This is a genomic window from Methylobacterium sp. UNC300MFChir4.1 (genome assembly GCF_900110155.1).
Lineage (GTDB): Bacteria > Pseudomonadota > Alphaproteobacteria > Rhizobiales > Beijerinckiaceae > Methylobacterium.
Genome location: NZ_FOCS01000011.1, coordinates 153,847 through 171,969 on the forward strand (window position 1 = coordinate 153,847; position 18,123 = coordinate 171,969).

15 protein-coding genes are annotated in these 18,123 nt (G+C 71.6%); 4 read left to right on the forward strand and 11 right to left on the reverse strand.

The window, feature by feature from the left end:
• Nucleotides 1–15 precede the first annotated feature (15 nt).
• From metH to BMY19_RS16595, 3 genes are all read right to left on the reverse strand, one after another.
• Nucleotides 16–3,768, reverse strand: a complete 3,753-nt coding sequence (metH, locus tag BMY19_RS16580; protein ID WP_100252331.1) for a methionine synthase — start codon at nt 3,766–3,768, stop codon at nt 16–18.
• A 292-nt stretch (nt 3,769–4,060) separates the two neighbouring features.
• Nucleotides 4,061–4,981: a methylenetetrahydrofolate reductase [NAD(P)H] gene (metF, locus tag BMY19_RS16590; RefSeq protein WP_020095368.1), complete on the reverse strand. Its 921-nt coding sequence runs from the start codon at nt 4,979–4,981 to the stop codon at nt 4,061–4,063.
• Nucleotides 4,982–5,037: 56 nt separating this feature from the next.
• A complete protein-coding gene (locus tag BMY19_RS16595) occupies nt 5,038–6,063 on the reverse strand; it encodes an ArsR/SmtB family transcription factor (protein ID WP_020095369.1) in 1,026 nt (341 codons plus the stop codon).
• A gap of 186 nt (nt 6,064–6,249) precedes the next feature.
• Here BMY19_RS16595 and BMY19_RS16600 point away from each other — a divergent pair, with 186 nt between their 5' ends.
• A complete protein-coding gene (locus BMY19_RS16600; protein WP_091927526.1) occupies nt 6,250–6,831 on the forward strand; it encodes a histidine phosphatase family protein in 582 nt (193 codons plus the stop codon).
• Nucleotides 6,832–6,834: 3 nt separating this feature from the next.
• Here BMY19_RS16600 and BMY19_RS16605 read toward each other — a convergent pair whose 3' ends face one another.
• The 6 genes from BMY19_RS16605 to BMY19_RS16630 all read right to left on the reverse strand — a co-directional run bounded on the left by BMY19_RS16605 (nt 6,835) and on the right by BMY19_RS16630 (nt 13,389).
• Nucleotides 6,835–7,731 carry a bestrophin family protein gene (locus BMY19_RS16605; protein WP_100252332.1) on the reverse strand — a complete coding sequence of 299 codons (897 nt, stop codon included), beginning with the start codon at nt 7,729–7,731 and terminating at the stop codon, nt 6,835–6,837.
• A gap of 112 nt (nt 7,732–7,843) precedes the next feature.
• Nucleotides 7,844–8,782 carry an ROK family protein gene (locus BMY19_RS16610; RefSeq protein WP_100252333.1) on the reverse strand — a complete coding sequence of 313 codons (939 nt, stop codon included), beginning with the start codon at nt 8,780–8,782 and terminating at the stop codon, nt 7,844–7,846.
• Nucleotides 8,782–10,155: a dicarboxylate/amino acid:cation symporter gene (locus tag BMY19_RS16615; protein WP_026605282.1), complete on the reverse strand. Its 1,374-nt coding sequence runs from the start codon at nt 10,153–10,155 to the stop codon at nt 8,782–8,784. Before BMY19_RS16615 ends, BMY19_RS16610 begins: the two co-directional genes overlap by 1 nt.
• 231 nt (nt 10,156–10,386) lie before the next feature.
• Nucleotides 10,387–11,370 (reverse strand): hypothetical protein, encoded by a 984-nt coding sequence (locus tag BMY19_RS16620; RefSeq protein ID WP_100252334.1) that lies wholly within the window; start codon nt 11,368–11,370, stop codon nt 10,387–10,389.
• Between the two features lie 318 nt (nt 11,371–11,688).
• Complete coding sequence (gene msrB / locus BMY19_RS16625) at nt 11,689–12,099, reverse strand: peptide-methionine (R)-S-oxide reductase MsrB (RefSeq protein WP_091927530.1); 411 nt, start codon at nt 12,097–12,099, stop codon at nt 11,689–11,691.
• Between the two features lie 99 nt (nt 12,100–12,198).
• Nucleotides 12,199–13,389, reverse strand: coding sequence for a YihY/virulence factor BrkB family protein (locus BMY19_RS16630; RefSeq protein WP_020095376.1), 1,191 nt, complete (start codon nt 13,387–13,389; stop codon nt 12,199–12,201).
• A gap of 113 nt (nt 13,390–13,502) precedes the next feature.
• Between BMY19_RS16630 and BMY19_RS16635 the strand changes: the two genes are divergently transcribed.
• The 3 genes from BMY19_RS16635 to BMY19_RS16645 all read left to right on the forward strand — a co-directional run bounded on the left by BMY19_RS16635 (nt 13,503) and on the right by BMY19_RS16645 (nt 15,554).
• Complete coding sequence (locus BMY19_RS16635; RefSeq protein WP_100252335.1) at nt 13,503–14,576, forward strand: apurinic/apyrimidinic endonuclease family protein; 1,074 nt, start codon at nt 13,503–13,505, stop codon at nt 14,574–14,576.
• Nucleotides 14,577–14,622: 46 nt separating this feature from the next.
• Nucleotides 14,623–15,174 carry an RBBP9/YdeN family alpha/beta hydrolase gene (locus BMY19_RS16640; protein ID WP_100252336.1) on the forward strand — a complete coding sequence of 184 codons (552 nt, stop codon included), beginning with the start codon at nt 14,623–14,625 and terminating at the stop codon, nt 15,172–15,174.
• A 152-nt stretch (nt 15,175–15,326) separates the two neighbouring features.
• Entirely contained in the window at nt 15,327–15,554 is a 228-nt protein-coding gene (locus BMY19_RS16645; RefSeq protein ID WP_012319110.1) for a hypothetical protein, read from the forward strand.
• Between the two features lie 8 nt (nt 15,555–15,562).
• Here the strand turns inward: BMY19_RS16645 and BMY19_RS16650 are convergent, their stop codons facing one another.
• Both BMY19_RS16650 and BMY19_RS16655 read right to left on the reverse strand, forming a co-directional pair.
• The gene (locus BMY19_RS16650) at nt 15,563–16,591 is read right to left on the reverse strand and encodes a YcjF family protein (protein ID WP_100252337.1); all 1,029 of its coding nucleotides are present in this window, start codon (nt 16,589–16,591) and stop codon (nt 15,563–15,565) included.
• A gap of 28 nt (nt 16,592–16,619) precedes the next feature.
• Entirely contained in the window at nt 16,620–18,065 is a 1,446-nt protein-coding gene (locus BMY19_RS16655) for a YcjX family GTP-binding protein (RefSeq protein WP_100252338.1), read from the reverse strand.
• Between the last annotated feature and the right edge of the window lie 58 nt (nt 18,066–18,123).

Below are 18,123 nucleotides of genomic sequence, written 5' to 3' on the forward strand. Positions count from 1 at the left end.
GGTGGTGCCCCGTCCCTACTCCGCCGCCTGCGGCATGTACCGCGCCGGATCGTAGTTCAGGATCGGGCCGAGCCAGCGCTCGACGTCGCGGACATCCATCCCCTTGCGGGCGGCGTAATCCTCGACCTGATCCCGCTCCACCTTGGCGACGCCGAAATAGTGCGCCTCCGGGTGGGCAATGTAGATCCCCGATACCGAGGAACCCGGCCACATCGCGTAGGACTCGGTGAGCTTCACGCCGATCCGGCTCTCCGCCTTCAGCAGGTCGAACAGGGTGGTCTTCTCGGTGTGGTCGGGCTGGGCCGGATAGCCCGGGGCCGGGCGGATGCCGTCGTACTTCTCCAGAACGAGTTCCTCGGGCCCGTAGGCCTCGTCGGACGCGTAGCCCCAGAACTCCTTGCGCACCCGCTCGTGCATCCGCTCGGCGAAGGCCTCGGCGATGCGGTCGGCGAGCGCCTTCACGAGGATCGCCCGGTAATCGTCGTTCGCCCGCTCGAACCGCTCGGCGATCCGCACTTCCTCCAGGCCCGCCGTGACCACGAAGCCGCCGACATAGTCGGCGATGCCGGTCTCGGCCGGGGCGACGAAGTCCGACAGGCAGGTGTTCGACCGCCCGTCGCGCTTCGAGAGCTGCTGGCGCAGGCCGTGGAAGGTGGCGAGCCGCTCCGACCGGCTCTCGCCGGTGTAGAGCGCGATGTCGTCACCGACGCTGTTGGCCGGCCAGAAGCCGATCACTGCCTTCGGGTTGAACCAGCGCTCCTCAACGATCTGCTTCAGCATCGCCTGCGCGTCCTCGTAGAGGGCGCGGGCGGCCGGGCCCTGCTCGGGATCGTCCAGGATCGCCGGGAAGCGGCCCTTGAACTCGTAGGTCTGCAGGAACGGCGTCCAGTCGATGTAGGGCACGAGGTCGGCGACCTCGTAGGAGCCGTAGACCCTCGTGCCGGTGAAGGTCGGCTTGGCCGGCTTGTAGCCCGACCAGTCGATCCTGAAGGCGTTGGTCCGCGCCTTCGCGAGCGGCAGCCGCTGCTTGTCGGCCTCCGAGCGCCTGTGGGCGTCCGCCACCTTGGCGTACTCGGCCCGGACCTTCTCGATCGTCGGCCCACGAGTCTCCTTCGAGATCAGGCTCGACACCACGCCGACCGCGCGGCTCGCGTCGGTGACGTAGACCGCCTGCCCCTTGGCGTAGGCTGGGTGGATCTTCACCGCCGTGTGGACGCGGCTCGTGGTGGCGCCGCCGATCAGCAGCGGCACGTCGAGGCCCTCGCGCTCCATCTCGCCGGCCACGTGGACCATCTCGTCCAGCGACGGGGTGATCAGGCCCGACAGGCCGACGATGTCGACCTTCTCGGTCTTGGCGGTCTCCAGGATCTTGGCGGCCGGCACCATCACCCCGAGATCGATGATCTCGTAGTTGTTGCAGGCCAGCACGACGCCGACGATGTTCTTGCCGATGTCGTGGACGTCGCCCTTCACGGTCGCCATCAGCACCTTGCCGGCGGCCTGACGCTTGCCGTCGCCGCCGTTGGCGCGCTTCTCCTCCTCCATGAACGGCTCGAGATAGGCGACCGCCTGCTTCATCACGCGGGCCGACTTCACCACCTGCGGCAGGAACATCTTGCCGGAGCCGAACAGGTCGCCGACCACGTTCATGCCGGCCATCAGCGGGCCCTCGATGACGTGGAGCGGGCGCTCGACGCCCTGGCGCGCCTCCTCGGTGTCGGCCACGATGTACTCGGTGATGCCGTTGACCAGCGCGTGCTCGATCCGCTTCCCGACCGGAGCCTCGCGCCAGGTCAGATCGGCGGTCTTGGCCTGGGCCGATGCGCCGGTCTTGAAGCGCTCGGCGGCCTCCAGCAGGCGCTCGGTCGAATCCTCGCGGCGGTTGAGGACGACGTCCTCGCACAGCTCGCGCAGCTCCGCCGGGATCTCGTCGTAGACGGCGAGCTGGCCGGCATTGACGATGCCCATGTCCATGCCGGCCTTGATGCAGTGGAACAGGAACACCGCGTGCATGGCCTCGCGCACCGGCTCGTTGCCGCGGAAGGCGAAGCTGAGGTTCGAGACGCCGCCCGAGATGTGGGCGTGCGGCAGGGTCTCGCGGATCGTGCGGGTCGCCTCGATGAAGGCCACGCCGTACGGGTTGTGCTCCTCGATACCCGTGGCGACCGCGAAGATGTTCGGATCGAAGATGATGTCCTCGGGCGGGAAGCCGACCTGCTCGGTCAGGATCCGGTAGGCCTTGGTGCAGATCTCGACCTTGCGTTCGTAGGAATCCGCCTGCCCCTGCTCGTCGAAGGCCATCACCACCACGGCGGCCCCGTAGGAGCGGCAGATCTTGGCGGCTTCGATGAACTTCTCCTCGCCCTCCTTCATGGAGATCGAGTTCACGATCGGCTTGCCCTGGATGCACTTGAGGCCGGCCTCGATCACCTCGAACTTCGAGGAATCGACCATCACGGGCACCCGGGCGATGTCGGGCTCGGCGGCGACGAGGTTCAGGAACTCGACCATCGCCTTCTGGGAGTCGAGCAGGCCCTCGTCCATGTTGACGTCGATCACCTGGGCGCCCGCTGCCACCTGATCGCGGGCGACGTCCAGCGCCGCCGCGTAGTCGCCGTTGGTGATCAGCTTGCGGAACTTGGCCGAGCCGGTGACGTTCGTGCGCTCGCCGACATTCACGAAGGGGATTTCCGGCGTGAGCACGAAGGGTTCGAGGCCGGAGAGCCGCATCAGGCGCGGCACCTCCGGGATCGGCCGCGGCGCCTTGCCGGCGACCGCCTCCGCGATGGCGCGGATGTGGTCCGGCGTGGTGCCGCAGCAGCCGCCGACCATGTTGACGAGGCCGGATTCGGCGAACTCGCCGACCAGCTTGCCCATCGCCTCCGGGCTCTCGTCGTAGAGGCCGAACTCGTTCGGCAGGCCGGCATTCGGGTAGGCGCAGACGAGGGTGTCGCAGATCCGCGACAGCTCGGCGATGTGGCCGCGCATCTCGCGGGCGCCGAGCGCGCAGTTGAGGCCGAAGGTCAGCGGCTCGGAATGGCGCAGGGAGTGCCAGAAGGCCGCCGGAGTCTGGCCCGACAGGGTGCGGCCCGAGAGATCTGTGATCGTGCCGGAGATCTGGATCGGCAAGCGGATGCCGGTCTCGTCGAAGACCTGCCACGCCGCCGCGACCGCAGCCTTGGCGTTGAGCGTGTCGAAGATGGTCTCGATCAGGATCAGCTCGGCGCCGCCGTCGATCAGGCCGCGGACCTGCTCCACGTAGGCCTGCTTGACCTGGTCGAAGGTGACCGCCCGGAAGCCCGGGTTGTTCACGTCCGGCGAGATCGACAGGGTCCGGTTCGTTGGGCCGATGGCGCCGGCCACGAAGCGGCGGCGGCCGTCCTTCTCCTCGGCGAGCTTGGCCGCCTCGCGGGCGAGCCGCGCTCCTTGAGCGTTCAGCTCGTGGATGATCGACTCCATGCCGTAATCGGCCTGGGCGATGGTGGTGCCCGAGAAGGTGTTGGTCTCGCAGACGTCGGCGCCGGCCAGGAAGTAGTCGAGGTGGATCTGCCGGATCGCGTCGGGCTGGGTCAGGATCAGGAGGTCGTTGTTGCCCTTCTGATCGTGCCCGTGATCCCTGAACCGGTCGCCGCGAAAGTCCTCTTCCGAGAACTTCAGGCGCTGGATGACGGTGCCCATCGCCCCGTCGAGGACGAGGATCTTCTCCGCGGCGCGCTGGCGCAGGGCCTTCGCGATCGCGCTGCCGTCGACGGGGGCAAAATCGGTCATCGTGCGTCCTGTCAGATCACCTCGTCCTGAGGTGCCGGAGCGAAGCGGAGGCCTTGGAGGCCTCCAGATATCTCGGTGTTCCCTGGAACCCTCCTTCGGGGCCGCTCACGCGGCCCCTCAGGACGAGGTGGAGGGGGATCTTCGGTCTCTCGTGCGTGCCCTGGCTGCTGTCTCGGACACAAGCCGTCTTTGCGAGCGCAGCGAAGCAATCCAGCAGCGCCACGCTCACGGAGGTTGCGCTGCCCTGGGTCGCTTCGCTGCGCTCGCGATGACGGACCGCGGCCCCGAGAAGTTAAGCTGCCGCCTTCGCGGCCGCCAGCTTCGGCGCCTGGGCGCGCAGGCCGAGCAGGTGGCAGATCGCGTAGACCAAGTCGGAGCGGTTCATCGAGTAGAAGTGGAAGTCGTTGACGCCCTCGTCCACGAGGTCGAGCACCTGCTCGGCCGCCACCGCGCCGGCCACGAGCCGGCGGGTCTCGACGTCGTCCTCCAGCCCCTCGAACCGGGCGGCCAGCCAGTAGGGCACCGAGGCGCCGGTGCGGCGGGCGAAGTTCGCTGCCTGCTTGAAATTCTGCACCGGCAGGATGCCCGGGATGATCGGGATCGTAATCCCGGCGGCCCGGACCTTGTCCAGGTAGCGCAGGTAGATCTCGTTCTCGAAGAAGAACTGGGTGATCGCCTGGTCGGCCCCGGCATCGACCTTGGCCTTCAGGGCGTCGATGTCGGCGTCGAGGGAGGCCGCCTCGGGATGCTTCTCGGGATAGGCCGAGACCGAGACCTTGAAGTCGCCGATCCGCTTGATCCCTTTCACCAGCTCTGCGGTCGAGGCGTAGCCCTCCGGGTGCGGCCGGTAGGCGTGGCCGACACCCTCGGCCGGGTCGCCGCGCAGTGCCACGATGTGGCGCACGCCCGCGTCCCAGTAGGACTGGACCACCGCGTCGATCTCGTCGCGGGAGGCGTCCACGCAGGTGAGGTGGGCGGCTGGCTTGAGGCCGGTCTCGCGGACCATGCGGGCGACCGTGTTGTGGGTGCGCTCGCGGGTGGAGCCGCCGGCGCCGTAGGTCACCGAGACGAAGCTCGGCTGCAGCGGCGCGAGGCGCTCGATGGAGTTCCAGAGGATCTTCTCCATCTCGTCGGTCTTCGGGGGGAAGAACTCGATCGAGACGCGGATCGGGTGGTAGCCGTCGCGGCTGGCGCGGTGGGTGGAGCGGCGCATCGGGGTCTCGTCCTCTATGTCGGTCGGTTCAGACGAAGTCTGCGGAGGTCAGTGTCTCAGGCGACGGCGCGCTGAGGCTGTTCTGTGTCGGTATCGGCCAACCCGTCCTGAGCCAGTCCGTCCTGGGCCAGCCAGAGGGTGACGGTGAGCTGGCCCGACTCGCGCGGCGTCAGATCGCGGGTGGCGACCGTCGCGAGGCCGGCCTCGGCGAGCCAGCCGGAGACCTGTTCGGCGGAGAAGCCGAGGCGCCGATGGGCCTGCCCGGTGCGGAGGAATTCCAGCTCGTGCGGCGCGAAGTCCACCACCAGCAGGCGGCCGCCCGGCGCCACGAGCCGCGCGGCCCCGCGGAGCGCCCGGGCCGGGTCGTCGAGATAGTGCAGCACCTGATGGACCACGACGAGGTCGAAGCTCGCCCGCGCGAAGGGCGGCGCGTGGATGTCGCCCTGCCGCAGGTCCACCCTTGCCAAGCCCTGGCGCTCCAGGTTGGCCCGGGCGACGGACAGCATGGCATGGCTCGAATCGAGCCCGGTGGCGCGGCCGGCCCGGGGCGCCAGCAGGCCGAGCATCCGGCCGGTGCCGGTGCCGAGATCGATCAGGCTGCCGATCGGGCGGTCGCCCAGGGCGTCGAGCACCGCGGCCTCCACGATCGCCTCGGGCACGTGCAGGGAGCGCAGCTCGTCCCATTTGGGGGCCAGCCGGGCGAAGAAGGTCGTGGCGGCATCCGCCCGCTGCGCCCGGACGGCGTCGAGGCGCGCGCGGTCCTCCGACAGGGGCGGCGCGGTCCGGTCGAGACCGGACAGGAGCGGGTCCGCCAGGCCGGCACGGGCGTCGGACAGCCGGAAGAACGCCCAGGCCCCCTCGCGGTGGCGCTCGACCAGCCCGGCCTCCACCAAGAGCTTGAGGTGGCGGGAGATCCGCGGCTGCGACTGACCCAGGATGTCGGTGAGGTCGGACACCGACAGTTCCCCCTCGACGAGCAGCGCCAGGATGCGCAGGCGCGTCTCCTCCGCGGCGGCACGCAGGACGCCCAGGGCTTCCGGAAAGGGGATCGACCCCGCTTCTTGCCTGCGTTCGATAGACATAAAGATATGTTTATGTCCGTTTTCCCGCGGGCGCAAGCACGATCTTGATCGGGTCCAAGACGGCGCGTGACGGCTCCCGACGGCATTGCCGAACCGATGAGACCGAAGCGCGGCGGCGGCGTTGATGGCAGGGTCGATGACTGGATCGATGACAGGGCCGCGGACCGCGTGCCCGGGGAGGCACGCATGGCCGAGAGCCCGTTCCCGCAGATCACGCTGGTCCGCCACGGCGAGACCGCCTGGAGCCGGTCCGGTCAGCATACCGGGCGCAGCGACATCCCCCTGACGCCGGAGGGTGAGGACGCGGCGCGCGCCCTCGCACCGCGCCTGGCGCGCCGCGCCTACGCGGAGGTGTGGTCGAGCCCGTCGGGCCGGGCGGCCACGACCTGCGCGCTGGCGGGCTTCGGCGACCGCCGCGCGACCGACCCGGATCTCGCGGAGTGGGATTACGGCGCCTACGAGGGCCGGACCACGAAGGCGATCCTGGCCGAGCGGCCGGACTGGCGGCTGTTCCGCGACGGCTGCCCCGGCGGCGAGACGGCGGCGGATGTCGGTGCCCGGGCGGACCGGGTCATCGCCCGGGCCCGCGCCCGCGACGCCGACCTCATCGTCTTCTCCAGCGCACATTTTCTGCGGGTGCTGGCCGCGCGCTGGATCGGCCTGGAGCCGCGGTGCGGCGCGCTCCTCGTCCTCGGCACCGCGAGCGTCTCGGTGCTCGGCTACGAGCACGACCGCACCGAGCCGGTGCTGCGCGCCTGGAACGGGTAGGCGCTAGCGCAGCCAGTACCCGTCGGGCGCCAGCGCCTGGGGCATCGGCTCGCCGAGGGCGTGGTGGACGATGCGGTCCACGGCGCGGACCATGGCGTCGAGGGGCAGGTCGTTGGGCTCGGTGCCGAACGGCTCCTCGAGCTCGTCCCCGAGGGCGTCCAGGCCGAAGAACGTGTAGGCCACGAGCGCCACCACGACCGGGGTCGCCCAGCCGAGCGAGCCGGTGAGGCCCACCGGCAGGAGCAGGCAGTAGAGCCACGCCGTCCGGTACACGAGCAACGTGTAGGCGAAGGGCAGCGGCGTGTTGGCGAGCCGCTCGCAGGCGGTGTGCACGCCCGACAGCGCCTCGATCCGGGCCTCGAGGAGGCCGAACTGGATGTCGCTGAGCCGGCCCGCGCGCGTCAGCGCGGCGAGGTCTCGGGTGATGGCGGCCAGGACCGAGTCGGTGGGGTTCGGGCCGGACAGGTCCGATCCGGGGCTCGTCCGGTCGACGGCGGCGGCCTCGTCCAGGTCGCGCAGCCGGGCGTGGAGGCCGTGCGCGAAGGCCGACAGGCGCCGGAGCTGGAGCGCGGCCTCCCGCTCGGGCAGCAGGGCCGGGAGGGCGCGGGCGAGGTTGCGCACCTCGCCGATCAGGTTGCCCCAGTGCTTCCGGGCCTCCCACCAGCGCTCGTAGCAGGCGTTGTTGCGAAAGCTCAGGAAGATCGAGAGGGCGAGGCCGACCACGGTGAACGGCGTCACCCCCGCGCTGACCGGGAACAGCGCGGGCCACCGCGATTCCGCCCACACCACCGCGCACGAGACCGCGACGATCCCCGCGAGCTTGGGCGCCACCCGCGGCACGATCGAGCCGCGCAGGGTGAACAGCAGGGTCAGCAGGTTGGGCCGGGTGCGGACGATCATCGGGACTTCGGCGATGCGGTGCTGCCGTCCTGCCCTGCGCCCTCCGGTCCCGCAACCGACGTCTCTGTGAGCTCGGCAGTTCGATCGACCAAGGCCGGGCCGCGGACGGGTCTCAGACGGTCTCCGCCTCCCACAGCCACGCCGCCCCGCGCACCCCCGAGGCGTCGCCGTGCAGGCTCGCCCGCACGGGCGTGTCGAAGGCGTCGGAGAAGACGTGGGGGGCGATCGCCGCCGGCAGGCCCGCGATCAGCTCCGGGATGCGCGACAGGCCGCCGCCGATCACGATCACGTCCGGGTCGAGGAGGTTCACCACCTGGGCGGCCGCGCGCCCGAGCCGCTCGAGGTGGACGGCGAGCGTCTCCCGCGCGGCCGAACTCCCGGCCCGGGCCTCGGCGACGACCGCCTCGGCGGTGAGGTTGCCGCCGTGCCGCCGCGCGTGGTCGGCGGCCAGCCCGGGACCAGACAGCCAGGTCTCGACGCAGCCCCGGCGGCCGCAATAGCAGGCGGCGCCCGGCCGCTCGTCGTCGCGGGGCGCCGGCAGGGGGCCGTGGCCCCACTCGCCCGCGATGCCGTTGCGGCCCGTGAGCACCCGACCGTCGAGGGCGATGCCGGACCCGACACCGGTGCCCAGGATCACCGCCCAGACCACGCGGGCCCCGGCGCCGGCGCCGTCGATCGCCTCCGACACCGCCAGGCAGTTGGCGTCGTTCTCGATCCGGAGCGGGCGTTCCAGGCGCGCGCCGAGATCGGCCGCGAACGGGTGTCCGTTGAGCCAGTGCGAGTTGGCGTTGCGCACGAGGCCCGTCGCCGGGGACAGGCTCCCGGGCATGCCGATGCCGACGCTGCAGGGCGCGCCGGCCTCGGCCTCGAGACGCAGGACGAGGTCGGCCACGGCCTCGACGGTGGCCCGGTAGGCGCCCCGCGGGGCGGGCATCCGCGCCTCGGCCAGGGTCGACCCGTCCCGGCCGAGCACGATCCCGGCGATCTTGGTGCCGCCGAGATCGATGCCGAGGCGCGGGCGACCCGCGTTCTCCGCCGCGGGCGATCCCATCACTCGGCGGCGGCGACCTTGCTGTCGGTGCCCATCGGCTGGGGCGACTCGTCGGCGATGTGGGTGCCGATGGCGACCGGGTGGGCCATCACCTCGTTGAGCTTGGCGACGTCGAGCTCGCCTTCCCAGCGGCTGACCACCACGCAGGCGACGCCGTTGCCCACGAGGTTGGTGAGCGCGCGGCACTCGGACATGAACTTGTCGATGCCGAGGACCAGGGTCATGGCGGCGACCGGCACCGGGCTGTTGGGGATCGCCGAGAGCGTCGCCGCCAGGGTGATGAAGCCGGCACCCGTGACGCCCGAGGCGCCCTTCGAGGTCAGCATCGCCACCAGGATGATGGTCGCGTACTGGCTGATCGACAGGTCCACGCCCACGGCCTGCGCCAGGAACAGCGTCGCCAGCGTCATGTAGATGTTGGTGCCGTCGAGGTTGAACGAGTAGCCGGTCGGGACCACGAGGCCGACGACCGAGTCCGAGGCGCCGAGGCGGCGCATCTTGGTCATGAGCTGCGGCAGCACCGTCTCGGAGGACGACGTGCCGACCACGATCAGCAGCTCGTCCTTGATGTAGGCGAGGAAGCGCAGGATCGAGAAGCCCGCGACCCGGGCGATCGTCCCGAGCACCACGAGCACGAACAGGATCGCCGTGATGTAGAAGGTGCCGACCAGCCACGCGAGGTCGTAGACCTTCTGGATGCCGTACTCGCCGATCGTGAACGCCATGGCGCCGAAGGCGCCGACGGGGGCGAGCTTCACGACGATGCCGATGATCCGGAAGAAGATCTGGCCGGCGGTGTCGATCGCGTGGTTCACCGAGGCCGCGCGCTCGCCGAGATTCGTCACCACGACGCCGGTGAGGATCGAGATCAGCAGCACCTGCAGCAGGTCGCCGGTGGCGAAGGGGTCGAGGAAGCTCTTCGGGATGATCGCCAGGATGTGGGCGACGGTGGAATCGGCGGCCGCCTTGCTGGCGTAGGTCGCGACCTTGCTGGCGTCGAGCTTCGACGGATCGGCGTTGAAGCCGGCGCCGGGCCGGATCACCTCGCCGACGATGACGCCGATCAGCAGCGCGATGGTGGACACCACCTCGAAGTAGACCAGCGCCTTCAGGCCGACGCGGCCGACCTTCTTCAGGTCGCCGATCGACGCGATGCCGTGGACGATCGTGCAGAAGATGATCGGCGCGATCATCATCTTGATCAGGCCGATGAAGGCGTCGCCGAGCCACTTCATCGACTTGCCGGTGGCCGGGTCGTACCAGCCGAGCAGCACGCCGAGCGCGATGGCGATCAGCACCTGGATGTAGAGCACCTTGTACCAGGGCTCGCGGGGCGCTGCGGCGGGAGCCGTCGCCTGGATTGCCTGTGCCATGTCCATCCCGTGCGACGACCGCGCACCCTCCCGATTTGCCGGCACGCTAGCGACTATCACCCGGCGCCTCAACGGCTGCACGCTTATCCGCCCGGAACCATCCGTGACAAAAACCTGTCATTCCCGGACGAAGATCTCTCGTATCCGAGAGCCGCGGACCCGCGAAAACAGACGGGCCGCAGCGCGATCTGCGCTGCGGCCCGGTCGTGCCTCGCGTCGTTGCGACGCGGGTCAGGTCTGCTGCTGGGTCCGGCGGGGGCGGACGGTCCAGCGCTCGAACATCGAGGCGGGATCCTCGCTCTTCCCGTCCTTGTTCTCGGCGGCGGGATCGGGCTGCTGGTGGATCGCCGCGCCGAGGGCCTGCGACAGGCTCTCGATGACGTCGTCGATGCGGGCATCCCCGTGCAGGGCGTCGCCGCTGCCGGATTGCGGGGCGGGCGTCTCGGCGGCCGGCGCGGCGTGTGCGGCCGCTTCCGGCGCGGGCTCCGGCTGCGGCTCGGGCTCGGGGTGATGCTCCGGGGCCGGCTCGGGCGGGCGCGGGGCGGCCGCGGCGGGCTCGGGAGCCGGCGGCGGGGCGGCGACGACCGGCGCGGCGGCGGCCAGCGCCGCGGGAGCCGCGGCCCGGCGCATCGCACCCTCGTCGGACTCGGTGCTCCGACTGCTGCTGCTGCTACCGTAACGGCCGAAGCCGAAGCGCGGCTCGATCAGGTCCAGCACCGCGTCCAGCGCGGCGTTGCTCAGCGCCACCTCCTCGGCCGCCGGCACGCCCTGGATGGCCAGGGCCGCCCGCTCGAAGTCCGGCTCGCTGCTGACCTCGCGGCCGAACCAGCTCGGGGCGTGGAAGCCGGCGGCCTCGCCGTCATCGTCGAAGGTGACGCTGATCAGGTCCAGGCTGCCGGGGGTGACGTAGCGGTCGATGGCGATCTCGCGCCCGCCGGCATTCAGCGTGGTGCGGTCGTAGGCGGCCTTGCCGGGGCACACGTCCAGCAGGGCGTCGCCGTGGGCGCGCGGGACGTCGGTGCGCTCCTCGACCGGGACGCCGTCCGGCCCCTTGTTCACCAGGACCAGCTGGCAGACCTGGCCGTCGACGCGCACGTAGGAGGCCCGGCCGCCCTGGGGCGCGAAGTGACCCTCGGTGATGCGGGCGCCACCCCGCTCCTTGCGGATCAGGCGGACCAGGGATGGTGCGACCAGAAATCGGCGAACGGTGCTCATGAACTCAAAACCCCTCCCGCTTGGTCGGCGGCGCGCCGATCCGGCGGACAGCCCTCAGCGCCGCCGGGTCGCACGGAAGGGGGCACGTGGAGCCGGCCCGCACGGCGTATAAGCTGACTGCCACGCCGTATTCGCCAGAGCCTGACCACTTCCGTCGCCAATCACCGGACAGCGACATCCTGAGACTATAGAGCGCTAAGCAAAAACGCGACGAAATCAAGACCGGATCCGGCCGAGGATCCGGCCCCGGCGGTCCCTGTCCCCGATATCCCGGCTTTCGCGCCGCGTTTCCGAACCCAGGTTAGCGGGCCCCGCGATTCATTCAGCCGGCTCGAAATTCATCGCCGCGCCGTTCATGCAGTAGCGCAGGCCGGTCGGCGCCGGGCCGTCGTCGAAGACGTGGCCCAGATGGCCCTTGCAGCGGGCGCAGTGCACTTCGGTGCGGACCATCCAGTGGCTGCGGTCCACCGTGGTCTCGACGGCGCCGTCGAGGGGCTCGAAGAAGCTCGGCCAGCCCGTTCCGGACTCGAACTTGGTGCCCTGCTCGAACAGCGGCTGACCGCAGCCGGCGCAGGTGAAGGTCCCGGCCCGCTTCTCGGCGAGCAGACAGCTCGTGCCGGCCCGCTCCGTGCCGTGCTCGCGCAGGACCCGGTACTGCTCCGGTGTCAGCGCCGAGCGCCACTCGGAATCGCTGCGGGTCTCCGGGCTGGTGGTCGGCGTGTCGGCCATGGCGATCTCCCTTCTCGCCACGCTATATAGGGATCGCGCGCCCTATCCGGCAGTCCCGGAGGATGCCGCAGGGCGTCTCCGGGATCGGAGACGCGGCGTTCAGGCGGCGGCGCCGACGGTGTCGGCCATCCGCGCCCGGCGCGCGCCCATCGGCAGCGGCGCGCCCGTGGTGGTGTCGCGGGCGGTCTGGTGCTCCAGCTCCGCGTTGATCTCGCCTCCGAGCAGCACGATCGTCGAGGAGATCCAGATCCACGTCATGAAGCCGATCACGGCGCCGAGCGACCCGTAGGTCTCGTTGTAGGTGCCGAAATTGGCGACGTACCAAGAGAACAGGAGCGACGCGGCGAGCCAGAGCAGGCCCGCGACGACGCTGCCGAACCCGACCCAGCGCCAGCGGGCGTGCTCCCGGCTCGGCCCGAACCGGTAGAGCACCGACAGGCCGCCGAGCAGGACGATCAGGATCGCCGGCCAGCGCAGGGCCGCGAGCAGCCACGCGGTCGAGCCGAGGCCCAGGAAGTTCAGCATCACCGGCACGACGACGATGACGTTGAGCGCGACGATGATGAACAGCAGGGCGCCGACCGTGAAAGTGAGCGAGCGGAGGTTGAGCCAGAAGAAGTTTCGCTTCTCCTCCTCCTCGTAGACGACGTTCAGCGCGTCGAACATCGCCTTCATGGCCGCGTTGGCGCTCCAGATCGACAGGAGCAGGCTGGAGAAGAACGTGATGCTGAGGGAGCCGCTGCCCTTGGCGGCGATGCGCTTGACCTGGTCGCCGATGAGCTCGACCGCGCCGGACGGCAGGACCGCGTGCAGCTGGGCGAGGTGATCGTTGATGACGGTCACGTCGGCGAAGAGGCCGTAGCAGGAGACCAGCGCGGCGATGGCGGGGAACAGCGACAGCAGCGTGTAGAAGGTCACCCCGGCGGCGACCGCCAGGACCCGGTCCTTGTTGAACTCCAGGTAGACCCGGACGACGATGTCCTTCCAGCCGGACCGCGTCATCTCGACGGGGCTGTCGGCGGCGCGGCCGCGCTCCGGCTGGGTCGCGGCGGTGAGCTGCGCGGCGCGCCCCGAGATCGAGCGCGCCCCCGCGGCGACGCCCTTCCGCAGGCCCCGATCGTCGCAGGACGGATCGCGGTCGAGCGGCGGCGCGTCGGCGGGGAGAGCCGCCGGCACGCGGCGCCGCGCCGGCGCCGCCGCGAGGGCGACCAGTGCCGAACCGAGCATCAGGATCCAGAGGATCGAGCCGCCCTCCGAGGGGCCGGTCGAACGCGACGGTGACGGGGGCATGGATCGGGGCCAGTGCGCGGAACTGCCGCGCTCGGGACTCCCAACGTCGTCGTGCCGCGGCCGTTCCGCGCGTCGCGCGGGGACGCCGCGGCCCTCCGCGCGTTGTGCTCGTTATGCGCGATCAGCCTCGACTCGGATTCTGCTGCAAGTTCGTCCTGGACGAGCCGCCCGGCACCCACGCCACCCTCAAGGCGGAGCGGGAGGCCACGCTGCACATGAACCTCACCAGCGTGACCATGGCCCATCTCACGAAGCTGGATCCGGCCGCTCGGCGTGTGAAGCTCACCGGGCTCGTCGCCCACAACCTCGACGCCCTCGCCCGCCAGATCGCCTGGGTCGGGGCCCGGCCGCCGCTGGAGCGTCTCCTGCGCATGGCGAGCAACGTCCTTCCGGGCTACACCCACCCGATCGCGCAGCCGCTCTACGCCGAGCCCGAGATGGCGGCGCTGGTCGAGCGCGGCCTCGCCGAGGCCGGCGCGCTGGCCCGCCGGCTCGGGGTGCGCCTGAGCTTCCACCCGGGACCGTTCTGCCTGCTGGCGAGCCGCAACCCGGCGGCGATCGCCAACGGCCTGTCCGAGCTCGACTACCACGCCGAGATCTTCGATCGGATGGGCTACGGCGGCGGCTGGCACCCGCACGGCGCCCACATCAACATCCATGTCGGCGCGGGCGACCCGGGGGTCGAGGGCTTCCGCGAGACCCTGCCCCGGGCGAGCCGGGTGGCGCGCGACCTCGTGACGGTCGAGAACGACGAGAACGTGTTCGGCCTCGACGCGGTGCTGCGGCTCGCCGACCTCGTGCCCGTGGTGCTCGACCTGCACCACCACTGGGTCGAGAGCGGCGGGGAGTATCTCGAGCCGGACGATGCCCGGATCGCCCGGGTGCAGGAATCCTGGCGCGGCGTCCGGCCCGTGGCCCATATCAGCGTGTCGCGCGAGGCGGTCTCCGCCGCCTGCGATCCGGACGCCCTGCCCGACTTCCCGGCCCTGCGCGCGGCCGGCCACGCGGTCCGGGACCTCGCGGCCCATTCCGACATGATGTGGAACCGGGCGGTGAACGACCTCGTCGCCCGGCACCTCGCCTGGGCGGATTTCGAGATCGAGGCCAAGGCGAAGAACCGCGCCTCCGTGCAGATCGCCCGACACATCCTGGCCCTCGAGGGAGCGGCGCCGATCGCTGCCGAATGACGGGACGGTCTCGACGCGTCCGTCGGTCCGCACTAGGCATCCCGGTATGAAGACCGCCGACTGCGACATCCTCATCGTCCCGGGGCTCGGGGGCTCCGAGGAGGACCATTGGCAGGCCCGCTGGGCGGGCCGCCTCGCTACCGCGCGCGTGGTCGAGCAGGACCAGTGGCACGAACCGACCCCGGAGGCGTGGTGCGGCCGCATCGCCGAGGCGGTCGCGGCGGCGACGCGGCCGGTCATCCTGATCGCCCACAGCCTCGGCGTGGTGGCGTGCGTCGAGGCGGTGCCGCGCTTCCCCGAGGGGGTGGTGCGCGGCGCCCTCCTGGTGGCGCTCCCGGACGTCGAGGAGGCGCCGGGCCTGCCCGACGCGGTCCGGGCCTTCGCGCCGGTGCCGCGCGATCCCCTGCCCTTCCCGTCCCTGCTGGTGGCCAGCCGTACCGACCCGTACTGCCGCTACGAGCGGGCGGACGACTTCGCCCATGCCTGGGGGGCGCTCACGGTCGACGCGGGCGAATCCGGCCACCTCAACGTGGCAAGCGGGCACGGTCCCTGGCCCGAGGGGCTGATGCGGCTCGCCGGGTTCCTGAAGGGGCTCTGAGCCTGCGAGCCCTGCGGCGCGCGGACGATCGGCGTCCCCGTGGCTCGGCGGGATGGGACCGGCGCGGGTCGCATTAACGCGCTGTTTACCACCGCCCTCTTCAGTGGCGGCACGGGCGGTCCTTCGTCCCGAAGCCGCCCCTGGAGAGCACCGTGACGCGCAAAGAGCTTCTGGAACGACTCGAAGCGGTGCAGACCGCCCTCGGCCCCCGGGCCCAGAGCAACTTCAACAGCTCGCTGTTCAACGACGTGACGCTGCTTAAGCGGATCGAGGCCTTCGAGGCCAAGCTCGGCGAGCCCGAGAAGCCGAAGACCGCCGACTACACCGGCAACATGTTCTCGCGCATCGCCAACCGCCGCGCCGCCGCGGGCGCCAAGTAGCCCCGCCCCTACTTCGGCTCGGCCTCGGCCGAGCGCAGCAGCTCGCCGGCGACGTCGGCGAGCCGCGGCGGGGCTTCCCGCACGAACGGCAGCGGCCGGCAGACGTTGAGCGCCGCGAGCCCGAACCGGGCGGTCATCAGCCCGTTGAGCACGCCCTCCCCCAGCTTGGCGGAGACCCGGGCGGCGATCCCGAGCCCCAGAACCTGCTGCATCACGCTCTCGCCCACCGCCATGCCGCCGGTGACCGTGAGATGCGCGAGCGCCGCGCGCCCCAGTCGCAGGAAGCCCAGGAAGCCCGGCCGGCCGCCGTAGATCGCCGCGATCCGGCGCAGCAGCCGCACCGCCGCGAACACGACGAACGCCACGTCGACGATCGCCCGCGGGCTGAGCGCCGTCACCGCCGAGACCTGCTTGGCCGTCGTCGCGATGGCGTTGCGCGCCTGCCGGTCGAGGCCGGCGAGCAGTTCGTGCTCGGCCAGTCCGATCCGGTCGTCGACGTCGAGGATCGCGTCGGCGGCGGCGTCGATCCGGGCGCGGCCCGCCGACAGGGCGTCGCGGTCCGCGTAGAAGGTCGAGAGCGCCTGCACCACCGCCTGCGCGCCGGTGTGGTCGCGGGTGGCGAGGGCGTCCAGCGCCGACTGGCGGAGCCGCTCGATCTTGCGCTCGCGCCGAAGGCCGGCGAGCTCCCGCACCACGATCGCCAGCAGCGCCAGCGCGGCGAGGCCCAGCAGCGCGAGGGCGACCCAGCCGAGCCAGGGGGCGGCCTGGAACAGGTCACTGATCATCCGCTCGACCGACAGGCCGACGCCCAGGGAGACGAGGCCGCCCACCGCCGAGAAGAACAGGGCGCCCCAGGGCGAGCGCGAGCGCGGCGCCACCGGCACGGCGACGCCGTCGGCGGCGTCGAGGATCTCGAAGGGTTCCTCGACGATCCTGGCCTGCGGCGGCCGGGGCCCGAGCGGCGTCGTGGTCACGCTCGGCTCGCCGACCGGTTCGGGGCTGATCCGGAAGGCGCGGGGTTTCTGGCCGGAGGTCATGGTCGCGGGCTCCGCATCGCACACATCGTCACGCCAGCCGGTCGCCGATCAGGAACTGCATCGCCCGGTCGAGCCGGATCTGCGGCAGGTGCCCCGCGCGGCCGAGCCCGTCCGGGCGCACCAGCGGCGGCCGGAAGCGCGGGAAGCGCAGCGAGCCCGGCTCGACCGCGCCCTCCAGCACCGCCTCGGCGCGGGCCGGCAGCTCGCCCGGGAAGATCGCGGCCTCGCTGTTGCCGTCGAAGACCTCGTCGCCCACCACCTCGCCGGCCTCCGGGGTGCCGGCCACCGCCCGCAGCGTCTCCGACCCGTCGTGGACGGTGGTCTCGCGGGTGGCGCGCACGGAGGCCAGCGCCACGGTGCCCACCCGGGCGCCCGCGGCCTCGGTCCGCCGCATGGCCCGCGACACGAGCAGCCGCAGCAGCGCGTCGAGCCGGTCGTGGCTCGTCTGGTGGAGATGGTCGGCCTTGGTGGCGGCGAACAGCACGCGGTCGGCCCGTGGCGCGAACAGCCGCGACAGCACCGTGTTGCGGCCGATGTTGAGGCTGAGCAGCACCGCGTTTAGCGCCTCCTCCAGCTCAGCCAGGGCGGTCGGCCCGGCATCGACCGCCGACAGGACGTCCACCAGCACGATCTGCCGGTCGACCCGCTGGAAATGGTCGCGGAAGAACGGCGTCACGACCTTGGACTTGTAGGCCTCGAAGCGCCGCTCCATCAGCCCGGCGAGGCTGTCGGGGGCGATCGTCTCGGTAAGCCGGTCGAGCGGCGCGAAGGTGAGCGCCGGCGAGCCCGCGAGGTCGCCCGGCATCAGGAACCGGCCCGGTGGCGTCGTCGCCACGGCTTCGGGGCCGGCGCGCAGGCCCGCGAGGTAGGTCTTGAAGGCGTCGCTCGCCCGCTCGGCCGCGACCTCGTCGAGGGGGCCGTTCGGGTCGAAGCCCTTGAGCGCCTCCAGCCAGGGCGCCGCCACGGCGGCGCGGCCGGGCCGGCGGGTGCCGCCGATCGTGGCCCGGGACCACGCCGTGTAGCTGGTCTCGATCAGCGCGAGGTCGAGGAGCCACTCGCCCGGGTAGTCGACCACGTCGAGCATCAGGGTCGCGGGGCCGGAGCGCCAGCCGGCGGCGCGCTCGTAGGCGATCTCCAGGCGGAACTGGCTGATCCGGTCGGTGGAGCGCGGCCAGCGCCGCGCCTCGGTGAGCGTCGCGAAATGCTCCTCGAAGGGGAAGCGCGGCACGTCGTCGTCGGGCTGCGGCACCAGCTTGGCGCGGCGCAGGCGGCCCTCCTGCGCGGGCGCGAAGGCCGGCAGCGCGTGGGTCTCCACGAGGTGGTGGATCAGCGCCGTGGTGAACACGGTCTTGCCCGAGCGCGCGAGCCCGGTCACGCCCAGCCGCAGGGTCGGCTGGACCAGCAGGTCGTGCGAGGCTTCGGCGAAGGCTTTGACGGCCGAGCCGGCGCGCGCGGCAAGGTCGATCAGGGGCACGGGCGAGCTCGTGGTGAGGGGAACGGGCCGGGCAGAGGTGGCGCGGGCGGGCCGGAAC

Bases quoted from the DNA above. Each gene is read 5' to 3' on its own strand.
- metH (WP_100252331.1), bottom strand. From the start codon at position 3,768: ATGACCGATTTTGCCCCCGTCGACGGCAGCGCGATCGCGAAGGCCCTG.
- metF (WP_020095368.1), bottom strand. From the start codon at position 4,981: ATGCGCCGCTCCACCCACCGCGCCAGCCGCGACGGCTACCACCCGATC.
- BMY19_RS16595 (WP_020095369.1), bottom strand. From the start codon at position 6,063: ATGTCTATCGAACGCAGGCAAGAAGCGGGGTCGATCCCCTTTCCGGAA.
- BMY19_RS16600 (WP_091927526.1), top strand. From the start codon at position 6,250: ATGGCCGAGAGCCCGTTCCCGCAGATCACGCTGGTCCGCCACGGCGAG.
- BMY19_RS16605 (WP_100252332.1), bottom strand. From the start codon at position 7,731: ATGATCGTCCGCACCCGGCCCAACCTGCTGACCCTGCTGTTCACCCTG.
- BMY19_RS16610 (WP_100252333.1), bottom strand. From the start codon at position 8,782: ATGGGATCGCCCGCGGCGGAGAACGCGGGTCGCCCGCGCCTCGGCATC.
- BMY19_RS16615 (WP_026605282.1), bottom strand. From the start codon at position 10,155: ATGGCACAGGCAATCCAGGCGACGGCTCCCGCCGCAGCGCCCCGCGAG.
- BMY19_RS16620 (WP_100252334.1), bottom strand. From the start codon at position 11,370: ATGAGCACCGTTCGCCGATTTCTGGTCGCACCATCCCTGGTCCGCCTG.
- msrB (WP_091927530.1), bottom strand. From the start codon at position 12,099: ATGGCCGACACGCCGACCACCAGCCCGGAGACCCGCAGCGATTCCGAG.
- BMY19_RS16630 (WP_020095376.1), bottom strand. From the start codon at position 13,389: ATGCCCCCGTCACCGTCGCGTTCGACCGGCCCCTCGGAGGGCGGCTCG.
- BMY19_RS16635 (WP_100252335.1), top strand. From the start codon at position 13,503: ATGCGCGATCAGCCTCGACTCGGATTCTGCTGCAAGTTCGTCCTGGAC.
- BMY19_RS16640 (WP_100252336.1), top strand. From the start codon at position 14,623: ATGAAGACCGCCGACTGCGACATCCTCATCGTCCCGGGGCTCGGGGGC.
- BMY19_RS16650 (WP_100252337.1), bottom strand. From the start codon at position 16,591: ATGACCTCCGGCCAGAAACCCCGCGCCTTCCGGATCAGCCCCGAACCG.